A 12,136-nucleotide genomic window follows, 5' to 3' on the forward strand; every position below is an offset into this window, starting at 1 on the left:
ATGAAGGAGGACTATTACGAATTACTGGGCGTTTCCAAAGGAGCTACTGCAGCCGAAATCAAAAAGGCATACCGGAAGAAGGCTATTGAATTTCACCCGGACCGCAACCCCGGCGACGCCACGGCCGAGGAGAATTTCAAGAAGGCGGCAGAGGCCTACGAGGTGCTCAGCGACCCGAATAAACGGGCGCGGTACGATCAGTTCGGCCACCAGGCCTTCGAAGGCGGCGGCTTTGGCGGTGGCGGCATGAACATGGAGGATATTTTCAGCCAGTTCGGGGATATCTTCGGCAGTGCCTTCGGCGGCAGCGGCTTTGGCGGCTTCGGCGGTTTCGGCGGCGGACAGCGGCGCGTTAAGGGAAGCAACCTGCGCATCCGGGTAACCCTGGACCTGGAAGAAGTTGCCCTGGGGGTTGAAAAGAAAATCAAGGTCAAGCGGAAAGTCCAGGCCCCGGGGGTAACCTACAAAACCTGCGGGACTTGTGGCGGGAACGGCCAGGTGACCAAGATCACGAATACGATCCTCGGCCGGATGCAGACTGCGGCCACCTGTACGGCCTGCGGGGGCAGCGGACAGGTTATCGATTCCCGGCCGGACGGGGCGGACGCACACGGCCTGGTGATGCAGGAAGAAACCGTTTCGATCAAAATCCCGGGAGGGGTTGAATCCGGGATGCAGCTAAAAGTATCCGGCAAGGGGAACGATGCCCCCGGCAACGGGGTGCCCGGCGATTTGCTGGTGGCCATCGAAACCCGGGAACACCCAACCCTGAAACGGGAAGGCGACAACCTGCATTACGACCTGTATATCTCCATGCCGGATGCCGTTTTGGGCACCTCTAAGGAAATCGATACCATCGGGGGCAAGGTGCGGATCAAACTCGAACCGGGCATCCAATCCGGGAAAATCCTCCGGCTCCGCAACAAGGGGATCCAAAGCATTAATGGCTACGGTGCCGGCGACCTGCTGGTTCATGTAAACGTTTGGACGCCCAAGGAACTCAGTAAGGAGCAACGGGAGTTTTTTGAAAGGATGCAGGAAGACGACAAATTTGCGCCAAAACCGGAAAAATCCGATAAATCCTTCTTTGAGAAGGTGAAAGATATGTTCTCCTAGCGATATTTTGAGGGCATTTTAAAATAAAAATGTATATTTGATTTGATATTGGGACTCCAATATTAATTTTCTTTTTCATAGCAATTTTTTTCCCATCCCTGAAACGCCTTTCGGGGATGGGTTTTTGTTTTATGGGAGCAGGCCCCTGAACGCTTCGGTTACCGCGCCCCTCGCAGCCTGGGGAAGCGCGTCCCGCCAATTGGGTCTGCGGTGCCTCAGGGTTTATTTCCTAGCCCGCGAATGCCTATATTTAACGCCCGGTAAACATCGCCCCGCATGAGCAGCATTCTTTCCATACGTGAGGTCAGCAAATCCTATGGCCCGCACAAAGCCCTGGACCGGGTTTCCCTGGAAATTCCCGAAAATCGGATTTTCGGGCTACTCGGGCCCAACGGGGCCGGGAAAACGACGCTGATCCGTATCATCAACCAAATCCTGGTGCCGGATGCAGGGAGCGTATTGCTGGACGGAAAACCGCTCCGGCCGGAGCACGTGGCCCAGATTGGGTACCTCCCGGAAGAACGCGGGCTGTACAAGAGCATGAAAGTGGGGGAACAGGCACTCTACCTCGCGCAACTCAAGGGGTTGAGCCGCTCCGAGGCGCGCAAACGCCTGCAGTACTGGTTTGAAAAACTGGAAATTGGCGACTGGTGGGGAAAAAAGGTGCAGGAACTCTCCAAGGGGATGGCCCAGAAGATACAATTCATCGTCACGGTACTCCACCAGCCGAAACTCCTTATTTTCGACGAGCCTTTCAGCGGCTTCGACCCCATCAATGCCGCCCTGATCAAGGATCAGATCCTGGAGTTGCGGGAAGCGGGCGCCTCCATCATTTTTTCTACCCACCGGATGGAATCGGTAGAGGAATTATGCGAGTATATCGGCCTCATCCATCGTTCCCAATTGATCCTGGAAGGCCGGTTGTCGGACATCAAGAAAGCGTATAAACAGAATCGGTTCCGCATAGAATGGGCTCCGGAGCGGGCGTCTGTTGCCCCGGAGAACGTCCTGAACGGCACCCCGGTGGAAACCGCGCGATTCGATCCGGAGGAACAGGTGTGGGATTTCACGGTACGCCTGCCGGATGCAGCCAAGAAAGGACTGCTGAACGCCCTGTCCGAAAAAGGGAGCATCACCTCCTTTCGGGAACTGGTGCCGACCGCCAATGATATATTTATAGAAACCGTTCAAAACAAGGAGGCTAATGGGTAAGATCGGCCTGATTATCCGGAGGGAATACCTCGCAAAGGTTCGGAATAAATCGTTCGTGATCATGACGTTCCTGAGCCCAATCCTCCTGGTGGGCATGATTGTCCTGATCGCCTACCTCACCAAGGTGAACGACAATGAAAAACGCCAGGTGGCCGTGCTCAACCAGAGCAGGTTCTTTACCGATGCCTTCCTGCCCCAGGCGGGGGTTTCCTTTATCCGGTTTAACGACCTCACCCTGGAGGAGGCCAAGGACAGTACGCTCTCCATGGGATTCTACGGCCTGCTCCACCTGCCGGACCGGCAAGACCTGGTTGCCGTTACGGAAGACGCCTTCCTCTATACACAGGACGCGCCCTCTACCTCCGTACTGGAGCAGGTGGAGGCGGTTTTTGAAGATGGGTTGCGGGCCCACCGGCTGCAGGAACTGGGCGTGAGCCCCGAACAGTACGCCCGGGTGCGCAGCAGCTATGAAATCCACACAGCTACTTTTGCCGGGGAGCGAAACGCCAAGGGAATCAACGAGTTCAAGGCCCTTGTCGGCGGGGCCTTCGGCTACCTGATCATGATGTTCATCATCATCTACGGCGGGTTTGTCATGCGGTCGGTCATCGAGGAAAAGACCAGCCGGATCATCGAGGTTATCATCTCCTCGGTAAAACCCTTCCAATTGATGCTCGGGAAAATCATCGGAACCTCCCTGGCAGGGGTTACCCAGTTTCTGATCTGGATTCTTTCGGCTTCCCTGCTGATGGTCCTCGTCTTATTGTTTTTGGATATCGACCCGGGAATATTGCTCGAATCCCGCGGCATGCCCGGCGGCCTGGATGCCGGCATGGCGTCCGGCGCCTTCCCGGCAGACGAGACGAGCCGGATGATCCTCGAGGAATTCCTCCAACTGCCCATGGGTCTGCTTATCGGGTTTTTCCTGATCTATTTTATCCTGGGATACCTGATCTACAGCTCCATTTACGCCGCTATCGGGGCCGCTGTGGACAACGAAACGGATACCCAGCAATTTATCTTCCCCATCATTTTGCCGCTGATGCTCGCCATCTATGTGGGCTTTTTTTCGGTGTTTTCCAACCCGCACGGCCCGATAGCTGTTGCTTTTTCAATCTTCCCGCTGACGTCGCCCATTGTGATGCTGATGCGGCTGCCCGGGGGTATTGGGGAAGGGGGCGTGCCGCCCTGGCAACTGGTCGCCTCCCTGGCATTGCTGGCGGGCACCTTTCTGGGGATCGTCTGGCTGGCGGCCAAGATTTACCGTACCGGTATTTTGATGTACGGAAAAAAACCGACATATCGCGAATTGTTCCAATGGTTAAAATACTGAGATGATGCAGGAAAATACAGAACCCGTTGCCGAGCCCGTGAAGGAATTCTTCAAGGAGGACCTCTGGGACGCCGCCAGGGAGTTCCTGAATTACGGCCTCCACTTTGGGGAAGGGGATAATTCCGTCGACATTACCATCGGCCTGCTGCTGTCGCTGACCCTGGCACTGGTGGGCACCACCTTGGTACTCCGCTGGATGCGCAACCTGTACTCCCGTAAAATGGAACAGGAAGACCGGATGAAATTCATCAGCGTCTTCAAGTATTTCCGGTATGGCATCTACCTGGTAGTGGTCCTGCTGACAGTAAGCGCCGCCGGCATCGATATCACGCTGCTGATCACCGCCTCTGCGGTGCTGTTTGTGGGTATCGGCCTCGCTTTGCAGGAGTTTTTCCAGGATATCATCGGGGGGATCATGATCCTGGTGGATAAATCGCTCCATGTGGGGGATATCGTGGAAGTAGACGGCAAGGTGGGCAAGGTTTTCGAAATCAAGTTGCGCTCCACCCGGGCCCTGACCCGGGACGACAAGGTCCTGGTGATCCCGAACCACAAGTTTATGAGCGAGGTCATCTACAACTATACCCAAAACCACCGGATGACGCGGGAAGCGGTCCGGGTGGGGGTGGCCTACGGCAGCGATGTCCAGCGGGTCACTGAATTGTTGCTCGAGGCCGCCAGGGAGCAAAAGGGCGTACTCAAAAACCCGAAACCTTTTGTGACTTTCGACGATTTCGGGGATTCCGCCCTGTTGTTTGCCATCCATTTCTTTACCAACGACGCCTTTACCGACCCCCGGGTTAAGAGCGATATGCGGTACCGGATCGATGCGCTCTTCCGCGAAAACAGGATAACTATCCCATTCCCCCAACGGGATGTGCACTTTTTTGCCCATACGCCCCTCTCGGTCCGGGAAGACGGGCAGGGACCCGCGAATGCCCCTGAGGGCAGTGCCTGATGCACGCGGCAGGCCGGGAGCAAGGGTTAAGGACGCTGAGGCAGGTTTCCTTTTATTGCTTCCTTAACAATCTTCCGCATCCCAGGCGTTATATTTACATTGAAACCGGGCGCCATCGCGTCCACAGAATGCAAGCAAACATTTGTTTATGGCCAGAATACTCGTAATAGAAGACGAAGCCGCCATCCGGCGCGTATTGGTGAAGATCCTCACCGAGGAAAACGACGCCTACCAGGTGGAGGAGGCAGAAAACGGGGCGGAAGGCCTCGAAAAATTGAAGAAACAGGAGTACGACCTGGTCCTCTGCGATATCAAGATGCCCAAGATGGATGGGGTGGAGGTGCTGGAAGCCGGCAGGAAGAGCAAGCCCGAAACGCCGTTTATCATGATTTCCGGTCACGGCGACCTGGACACCGCGGTGCAGACCATGCGCATGGGCGCGTTTGACTACATCAGCAAACCCCCGGATCTGAACCGCCTGCTCACGACTGTGCGGAATGCGCTTGACCGCAAGGAGCTCGTGGCCGAAAACCGGATCCTCAAGAAAAAAGTCAGCAAAAACTTCCAAATGGTCGGGGAGAGCGATGAGATCCACGGCATCAAGGAAATGATTGACAAAGTGGCCCCCACCGATGCCCGGGTCCTGATCACCGGGTCCAATGGTACCGGGAAGGAACTCGTCGCGCACTGGATCCACCAGAAAAGCCCCCGCAGCAGCGCCCCGTTTGTGGAGGTGAATTGCGCCGCAATTCCCTCGGAACTCATCGAAAGCGAGCTATTCGGCCATGTCAAAGGCGCCTTTACTTCGGCAGTCAAGGACCGGGCGGGGAAATTCGAGGCGGCCAACAAAGGCACGCTGTTCCTCGACGAGATCGGGGACATGAGCCTTTCGGCCCAGGCCAAGGTATTGCGGGCCCTGCAGGAAAGCAAGGTATCCCGGGTTGGGTCGGACAAGGATATCAAAGTGGATGTCCGGGTGGTGGCCGCGACCAACAAAGACCTGCAAAAGGAAATTTCGGAAGGGAAGTTCCGGGAGGACCTCTATCACCGCCTGGCGGTAATCCTGATCCGCGTCCCGTCATTAAATGACCGCCGGGAGGATATCCCATTGCTCATCGAACATTTTTCGGGTAAGATTGCCGAAGAACAGGGTACGGCCCCGAAAGGGTTTACGGAGAAGGCCATTAAATTATTACAGGATTACGACTGGACCGGAAATGTCCGCGAGCTGCGGAATGTCGTGGAGCGCCTGGTGATCCTCGGCGGCAAAGAAGTCAGCGAGGAGGATGTACGGCTTTTTGCAAGCAAATAGGCGTCCCGGGCAGGCCTTTATCGGGCCGTATTCTCCGGACACCCTTCCAACTTCCGCAGCGCATCTTCAGTGAGTTCCTTGGTGCGGTAATTGTAGTAGCGCTTGGCGCGCGTCAGGTCTTCGCGGAGCAATTGCCTTTCGCAGTGGTCGTAGATTCGCCGCACAAATTCAAGGGCTTCCCGGCAGGGCACCCCGGAAACGACATCGGCAAGTGATTCCCGGTACGCCTGCAGGGATTCGTCGATCTGCTGTTCAATCTTGCGGGCGGCATCCGGATCGTCCCCAAAGGTAACGCGGGCTGGCTGCTCGCCGGTATTCATGGCCAGGACATCGCTGTCATACGGGCTGTCGTGGAGCTCGTCGTGGAGCTCCAGGGCTTCCTCCCCGGCCAGGGCGCCATTCAGGGCCCGTCGAACCAGGATACGGGTGCCTTCCAGGGAATTGACCCGGGTGGCGAGCTTCAGGTTATCCAGGCTTTCAAAAATATGTTTTTTGGCGTAGTCGCATCCGCAGTCCTCAAATTGCGTCCGGGATTTTTCCATCGTGTTTATCGCCTTGTAGGCGTGGTATCGCGCCAGGGGGAGTTCTTCGGCTTTCAGGGAATTTCGAAGGTGGGTTTCCACAAAACCGATCATGGAACCGGCATCCATACATCCGGGGGATGCATGGGCGGCAGCCGTCATCAATAAGCTGCCCAAGACAACTGAGAGAGTCCTGATAGTCATAGCGTAGGTTTATAAGTGCCACCAGGGTGGCGATTTGGGGAAGATAAAGATAGGGCGTGCGGCAGGTGCTGCCCGCTTTTTTCGTCCAGCGGGCCAAAGTTTGGGTTATCCCGCAATCCGCATCGTCCAACGGTATAAATTCCCCGGGGAATTGCCACAGACCGCCAATTATTCTATATTAACCCCATGAAGGACATCTACGCAAAGGATTACCTGGCAGGGAGTGATTTTACGCTCCGCAAGGGCGATACCCACGAAGACCTGGGCATGTCGGACCGGGAGCTGAAAAAGGCCCTCGCCAGGATCCGCAAAAGGCTCGGAAAATTCCAGGACACACTCTATGCCCATGGCAAATACGCCGTACTGGTCTGCCTGCAGGGGATGGATACGGCCGGGAAGGACAGCCTCATCCGGGAGGTATTCAAGGATTTCAACGCCCGGGGGGTGGTGGTCCACAGTTTTAAGGTGCCCACAGAACTCGAGCGCAAACACGATTATCTTTGGAGGCATTACATCGCCCTGCCTGCCCGGGGGAAATTCGGGGTATTTAACCGGACGCACTACGAAAATGTCCTGGTGACACGCGTCCACCCGGAGTACATCCTGGGGGAATACCTGCCGGATGTGCAGTCCGTGGCGGATATTGACGACGCCTTCTGGCGCCGCCGCTTTGAACAAATCAATAATTTCGAAAAGACCCTGGCTGAGAATGGAACGCTCATTTATAAGTTCTTTTTGAATATATCCAGGGAAGAGCAGCGGCAGCGCCTGCTTCGCCGGCTTCGCCTGAAGGAGAAAAACTGGAAGTTTTCCCCGGGCGACCTGGAGGAACGGCAACTCTGGGATTCCTACCAGGAATGCTATCAGGATGCCATCCGCCGCACGCATACCGATGTGGCCCCCTGGTATGTTATCCCCTCGGACAACAAACGGGCCGCCCGCGTAATCGTCGCCTCCATCCTGCTGGAGACCCTTACAGCTTTTGAAGATATCCGCGAGCCGGAACTGCCGGACGACGTCAAGGAACACCTGCATTCCTACCGGAACCAGCTCCTGGCGGAAGCACCGGGCCAGGCAGCCCCTGGCAAGGATAACCCGGCCGAAGATCAACCCCGTTAATATTTAAATTCATATTCCAGATGCATACGACCCCTCCGTTTACCTTGTTCCCCGGCAGCAGAAACTGGAAGTCCGCGGCGCTGGCAGCCGTGTTATTCCTGGCCGGACTGAGCCTTTCCGGCCAGTCCGCCGATTCCCTGCAAATACGAAAAATCTTTGACGAGTCCCTGCTGCGGGGCCGTTCCTATGACTGGCTGAACCACTTGTCCAACCAGATAGGCGGTCGGTTATCCGGGTCGGTACGGGCCAAGCAAGCAGTGGAATACACCAAAAAAGAGCTGGAGGCGCTGGGCCTGGACCGGGTCTGGCTGCAGCCGGTGATGGTCCCGAAATGGGTCCGCGGCACTTCCGAGTTCGCCTATATTGAGAGCGAGCCCGGAAATACGAACAACGTCCCGATATGCGCCCTGGGTGGGTCCGTGGCCACGCCTGTCGGTGGCATCAAGGCAGGGGTGGTCGAGGTGCAGGGCATTGAACAGCTGCAGCAGCTGGACCGGGAAGAGGTGGAAGGGAAGATCGTCTTCTTTAACCGCCCGATGGACGCTTCCCTGATCAATACATTCCAGGCCTACGGCGGATGCGTGGACCAGCGCCATGGAGGGGCCGAGGCGGCTGCGCGCATGGGGGCGGTGGGGGTCATTGTCCGATCGATGAACCTGCGCCTGGACGATTACCCGCATACGGGTTCGATGAGCTACGGCGACCTTCCCGAGTCCCAGCGCATCCCGGCGGCGGCTATCAGTACCAACGGAGCGGAATTGCTCAGCACCACCCTGAAACTCAACCCGGGCATCAAATTCTTTTTCCGCCAGTATTGCCGGCAGATGGCCGATGTACTGTCCTATAACGTGATTGGGGAAATCCGAGGAAGCGAATTCCCGGAGGAGATCATGGTTGTCGGCGGGCACCTGGATTCCTGGGACCTGGGCGACGGTTCCCATGACGACGGGGCCGGCTGCGTACAGAGTATGGAGGTGCTCCGCCTGTTGAAAGCTACCGGCTACCGGCCGAAAAGGACCCTTCGGGTGGTCCTCTTTATGAATGAGGAGAACGGCCTGCGCGGGGGCAATAAATACGCCCAGGAAGCACTGAATGCCGGGGAGAAGCACGTGTTTGCCCTGGAGAGCGACGCAGGGGGCTTTACCCCGAGGGGATTTTCGTTTGATTGCACCCCGGAAGCCTTTGACAGGATTGTCGCCTGGAAGCCCCTGTTCGAACCTTACCTGATCCACCAGTTTATTCGCGGGGGCAGCGGTGCGGATATCGGCCCGCTGAAACCCCAGGGCCTCGTCTTATCCGGACTCCGCCCGGATTCCCAGCGGTATTTCGACCACCACCACGCCGAGACGGATACCTTCGAGGCCATTAACCGGCGGGAACTCGAACTCGGGGCGGCGGCCATGGCCTCCCTGGTGTACCTGTGCGACCGGTACGGCCTGCCGGACCAGCCCGGCCTTAGGAAATAGGCCTTAAAGCCCTATATTTGCGGCTTAAATCCAGAGACATGCAAGAAGGCATTTACGCTAAATTCCATACGACGCGGGGGGAGATCCTCGTAAAACTCACACACGAAAAAACACCCGGGACGGTGGGCAACTTTGTGGCCCTCGCCGAGGGCGACCAGCCCAATTCTGCCCGGGATGCCGGCAAACCGTATTACGACGGTCTGAAATTCCACCGGGTCATCCCGGATTTTATGATTCAGGGCGGCTGCCCGTCGGGTACCGGTACCGGCGACCCCGGTTATAAATTCGACGACGAGATCCACCCGGATCTCAAACACAACCAGCCGGGCGTACTTTCCATGGCGAATGCCGGCCCGGGGACCAATGGCAGTCAGTTTTTCATCACCCATGTTCCCACCCCCTGGCTGGATGGGAAGCACACCGTTTTTGGCCATGTGGCCTCCGGGCAGGAGGTTGTGGATAGCATAGCGCAGGGCGACCGGATCGAAACCCTGGAAATTGTCCGGGTAGGGGATGCCGCTGAGTCCTGGGATGCGCTGGCGGCTTTTGATGAATTCCGGGACGCGGTTAGAAAGAAGGAGGAAGCGGCCAAGGCCGAAATGGAACAACAGCTGGAATCACATGCCGAAGGGTTTGAAACCACCCCGAGCGGCCTGCGATACAAGATGCTGGAAACCGGTGACGGGGAGAAGCCCTCGCGGGGCGACCGCGTGGCCGTGCACTACGAGGGCAGCCTGTTGAACGGCACCGTGTTCGACAGCTCCGTTCGCCGGGGAGACCCCATTGAATTCCTCCTGGGCGAAGGCCAGGTAATCCCGGGTTGGGACGAGGGCATCCAATTGCTTCGCGTAGGCGACAAGGCGCGCCTGCTGATCCCGGCGGAACTCGCTTACGGTTCCCGGGGGGCCGGGGGGGTTATCCCGCCAAACGCCCCCCTGCTCTTCGATGTGGAACTCGTGGCAATCCGGTAATATTACGCCGTGGGGTCCGGGGTCAGCCGCAGGTAGGGCTTCACCTCTTTCACCCCTTTTTCGAATAGCGTTTTGGCCTCTTCCGTGGGGATGGACGGACTCACCACCACATCCTGTCCGTGCTCCCAGTTCGCAGGGGTCGCAACCTTGTGGTAGGCGGTCAGTTGCAGGGAATCCACCACGCGGAGCAACTCGTAGAAGTTCCGGCCGGTGGATGCCGGGTAGGTGAGGGTCAGCTTGATTTTTTATCGGGCCGATGATATACACCGAACGCACTGTCAGGTATCGTCGGCATTCGGATGGATCATGTCGTAGAGGTCGGACACCTTTCGGTCTCGTCTGCCACAATGGGGAAGTTGACAGTAGTCTGCTGCGTTTCATTGATGTCTTTGATCCATTCGTGGTGGGACTCCGTACCATCCACGCTGAGGGCGATCATCTTGACATTGCGCTTGTCGAATTCCTCCTTGAATTTGGCGGCCGTCCCGAGTTCGGTAGTGCAGACGGGCGTAAAGTCTGCCGGGTGCGAAAAGAGGATGCCCCAGCCGTCGCCGAGGTAATCGTAAAAGTTCAGGGTTCCCATAGAAGTTTCCGCTGTAAAATCCGGGGCGGTATCCCCCAGTCTAAGAGTTGCCATATGATTTTGTTTTAGTGATTACTATTTACCCGATAAATTTACTAGATTGATGTTGGCATCCTGCTTGCCCGGGGGTTAAAGTTCTATTAAATTTACGGCTAAACCCCTGGAAACGGGATTGGAATTCCCCGCCCGATCCGCATAACCACAGAAACCGGAAAACCATGAATGAACAGGAACTCGAATCACTGCGATACCCGATCGGGCATTTCACCCCCCATGAGGCGGTCAGCCCCCGGCAGTTGTCCGATTGGATCGCCGAAATGGAAGCTTTGCCTACCAAACTGCGGGACGTAGTGTCCGCCTTGTCCGAAGACCAACTGGATACCCCTTACCGCCCGGGGGGTTGGACCGTGCGTCAGGTAGTGCACCACCTGGCAGACAGCCACCACAACAGCTATATACGCTTCAAATGGGGGCTTACCGAAGACACACCCACTATCAAGGCCTACGACGAGAAGGCCTGGGCGGAACTTTTCGATTCCCGGAAGGCACCGGTGGGCCCTTCCCTGGACCACCTTCAGGCCGTTCACATCAAATTGGTTTATCTGCTCCGGGGTCTGGACAGCGGGCAACTCCGGCGTCAATTCATCCACCCGGACACGGGAAGCGCAACGACGCTGGAAGAGAATATCGGCCGGTATGCCTGGCACGGGAACCACCACCTGGCCCATATCGAAGCGCTGGTGGCCCGCATGGGGTGGTAGCCGCAAGGCCTGGCAGGCGCCCTGTCGAAGTGTCCAATCACACGTCCCTGCCCATCACCCACATGGCGGCTTCGTCGGGCAGTACCTCGGGGTAGGGAATGGAGGAATTGCCGATTTTTCGGAAACCGGCCTTTAGGTAAAATTCCCGTGCCGGACCCTTGGCCATTGCTTTCAGCCAGATTCCGGCAAGTCCTGAGCGCCGGCAATAACCCAGGAGTTGATCCATTACGTGGGTACCGACGCCCTGGCCGGTATACGCTTTTTTCAGGTAGATCTTGTCGATAAAAAGGGAATTCCCCGGGTGGAAGCCCGGATACTTCGCCCCGGTGTTCACCACGCAGATGCCCGCCACGCCATCCGGGGTGCGGACCAGCCAGTGGCGAAATGCCGGGTCGGTCATTTCTTTGCGCACGATGGGCCCCCGCAGGTTGCGATCGATGTATGGCGCCGGGTTTCCATCCGGCCACAAATGGCAATAGTGATCCGTATAAGCCTGCACACCCGCGAGGAGGAATTCCCGGAGGGTGGCGGTTTCCAGGGATTCAAGGGATACGTCTTCGGATCTCAAAATCCCGTTTTG

At 57.1% G+C, this 12,136-nt stretch carries 11 protein-coding genes and 1 pseudogene; 9 read left to right on the forward strand and 3 right to left on the reverse strand.

Annotated features, from left to right (window positions below; all coding sequences use genetic code 11):
- The 5 genes from dnaJ (at position 1) to RB2501_RS07730 (ending at position 5,931) form a co-directional block, all read left to right on the forward strand.
- Positions 1-1,116, forward strand: a complete 1,116-nt coding sequence (dnaJ, locus tag RB2501_RS07710) for a molecular chaperone DnaJ (RefSeq protein ID WP_015754208.1) — start codon at positions 1-3, stop codon at positions 1,114-1,116.
- A 276-nt stretch (positions 1,117-1,392) separates the two neighbouring features.
- The gene (locus RB2501_RS07715; RefSeq protein ID WP_015754209.1) at positions 1,393-2,328 is read left to right on the forward strand and encodes an ABC transporter ATP-binding protein; all 936 of its coding nucleotides are present in this window, start codon (positions 1,393-1,395) and stop codon (positions 2,326-2,328) included.
- The gene (locus RB2501_RS07720) at positions 2,321-3,661 is read left to right on the forward strand and encodes an ABC transporter permease (protein WP_015754210.1); all 1,341 of its coding nucleotides are present in this window, start codon (positions 2,321-2,323) and stop codon (positions 3,659-3,661) included. Before RB2501_RS07715 ends, RB2501_RS07720 begins: the two co-directional genes overlap by 8 nt.
- Before the next feature lies 1 nt (position 3,662).
- Positions 3,663-4,619: a mechanosensitive ion channel family protein gene (locus RB2501_RS07725; protein ID WP_015754211.1), complete on the forward strand. Its 957-nt coding sequence runs from the start codon at positions 3,663-3,665 to the stop codon at positions 4,617-4,619.
- A 148-nt stretch (positions 4,620-4,767) separates the two neighbouring features.
- On the forward strand, positions 4,768-5,931 hold the full coding sequence (locus RB2501_RS07730; protein ID WP_041327075.1) for a sigma-54-dependent transcriptional regulator: 1,164 nt from the start codon (positions 4,768-4,770) through the stop codon (positions 5,929-5,931).
- A 17-nt stretch (positions 5,932-5,948) separates the two neighbouring features.
- Here the strand turns inward: RB2501_RS07730 and RB2501_RS07735 are convergent, their stop codons facing one another.
- Positions 5,949-6,656, reverse strand: coding sequence for a hypothetical protein (locus RB2501_RS07735; RefSeq protein WP_041327076.1), 708 nt, complete (start codon positions 6,654-6,656; stop codon positions 5,949-5,951).
- Between the two features lie 186 nt (positions 6,657-6,842).
- Between RB2501_RS07735 and RB2501_RS07740 the strand changes: the two genes are divergently transcribed.
- From RB2501_RS07740 to RB2501_RS07750, 3 genes are read left to right on the forward strand one after another with little or no spacing between them, the layout of a single operon-like run.
- Entirely contained in the window at positions 6,843-7,775 is a 933-nt protein-coding gene (locus tag RB2501_RS07740; RefSeq protein ID WP_015754214.1) for a PPK2 family polyphosphate kinase, read from the forward strand.
- A gap of 20 nt (positions 7,776-7,795) precedes the next feature.
- Positions 7,796-9,241: a M20/M25/M40 family metallo-hydrolase gene (locus RB2501_RS07745; protein ID WP_015754215.1), complete on the forward strand. Its 1,446-nt coding sequence runs from the start codon at positions 7,796-7,798 to the stop codon at positions 9,239-9,241.
- Between the two features lie 38 nt (positions 9,242-9,279).
- On the forward strand, positions 9,280-10,212 hold the full coding sequence (locus RB2501_RS07750) for a peptidylprolyl isomerase (protein ID WP_015754216.1): 933 nt from the start codon (positions 9,280-9,282) through the stop codon (positions 10,210-10,212).
- A 2-nt stretch (positions 10,213-10,214) separates the two neighbouring features.
- On the opposite strand, the pseudogene RB2501_RS07755 reads toward RB2501_RS07750, so the two are convergent.
- Positions 10,215-10,849 (reverse strand): annotated as a pseudogene (locus RB2501_RS07755) (peroxiredoxin).
- Between the two features lie 164 nt (positions 10,850-11,013).
- On the opposite strand from RB2501_RS07755, the gene RB2501_RS07760 reads away from it, so the two are divergent.
- The gene (locus RB2501_RS07760) at positions 11,014-11,556 is read left to right on the forward strand and encodes a YfiT family bacillithiol transferase (RefSeq protein ID WP_015754219.1); all 543 of its coding nucleotides are present in this window, start codon (positions 11,014-11,016) and stop codon (positions 11,554-11,556) included.
- Between the two features lie 37 nt (positions 11,557-11,593).
- On the opposite strand, the gene RB2501_RS07765 is transcribed toward RB2501_RS07760, so the two are convergent.
- Positions 11,594-12,124, reverse strand: coding sequence for a GNAT family N-acetyltransferase (locus RB2501_RS07765; protein WP_015754220.1), 531 nt, complete (start codon positions 12,122-12,124; stop codon positions 11,594-11,596).
- Positions 12,125-12,136 lie beyond the last annotated feature (12 nt).

Origin of the sequence: Robiginitalea biformata HTCC2501, from assembly GCF_000024125.1 — a bacterium.
GTDB classification, from domain to species: Bacteria; Bacteroidota; Bacteroidia; order Flavobacteriales; family Flavobacteriaceae; genus Robiginitalea; species Robiginitalea biformata.

Coding starts and splice junctions, on each gene's coding strand:
- dnaJ (WP_015754208.1), top strand. CDS start 1: ATGAAGGAGGACTATTACGAATTACTGGGCGTTTCCAAAGGAGCTACT.
- RB2501_RS07715 (WP_015754209.1), top strand. CDS start 1,393: ATGAGCAGCATTCTTTCCATACGTGAGGTCAGCAAATCCTATGGCCCG.
- RB2501_RS07720 (WP_015754210.1), top strand. CDS start 2,321: ATGGGTAAGATCGGCCTGATTATCCGGAGGGAATACCTCGCAAAGGTT.
- RB2501_RS07725 (WP_015754211.1), top strand. CDS start 3,663: ATGATGCAGGAAAATACAGAACCCGTTGCCGAGCCCGTGAAGGAATTC.
- RB2501_RS07730 (WP_041327075.1), top strand. CDS start 4,768: ATGGCCAGAATACTCGTAATAGAAGACGAAGCCGCCATCCGGCGCGTA.
- RB2501_RS07735 (WP_041327076.1), bottom strand. CDS start 6,656: ATGACTATCAGGACTCTCTCAGTTGTCTTGGGCAGCTTATTGATGACG.
- RB2501_RS07740 (WP_015754214.1), top strand. CDS start 6,843: ATGAAGGACATCTACGCAAAGGATTACCTGGCAGGGAGTGATTTTACG.
- RB2501_RS07745 (WP_015754215.1), top strand. CDS start 7,796: ATGCATACGACCCCTCCGTTTACCTTGTTCCCCGGCAGCAGAAACTGG.
- RB2501_RS07750 (WP_015754216.1), top strand. CDS start 9,280: ATGCAAGAAGGCATTTACGCTAAATTCCATACGACGCGGGGGGAGATC.
- RB2501_RS07760 (WP_015754219.1), top strand. CDS start 11,014: ATGAATGAACAGGAACTCGAATCACTGCGATACCCGATCGGGCATTTC.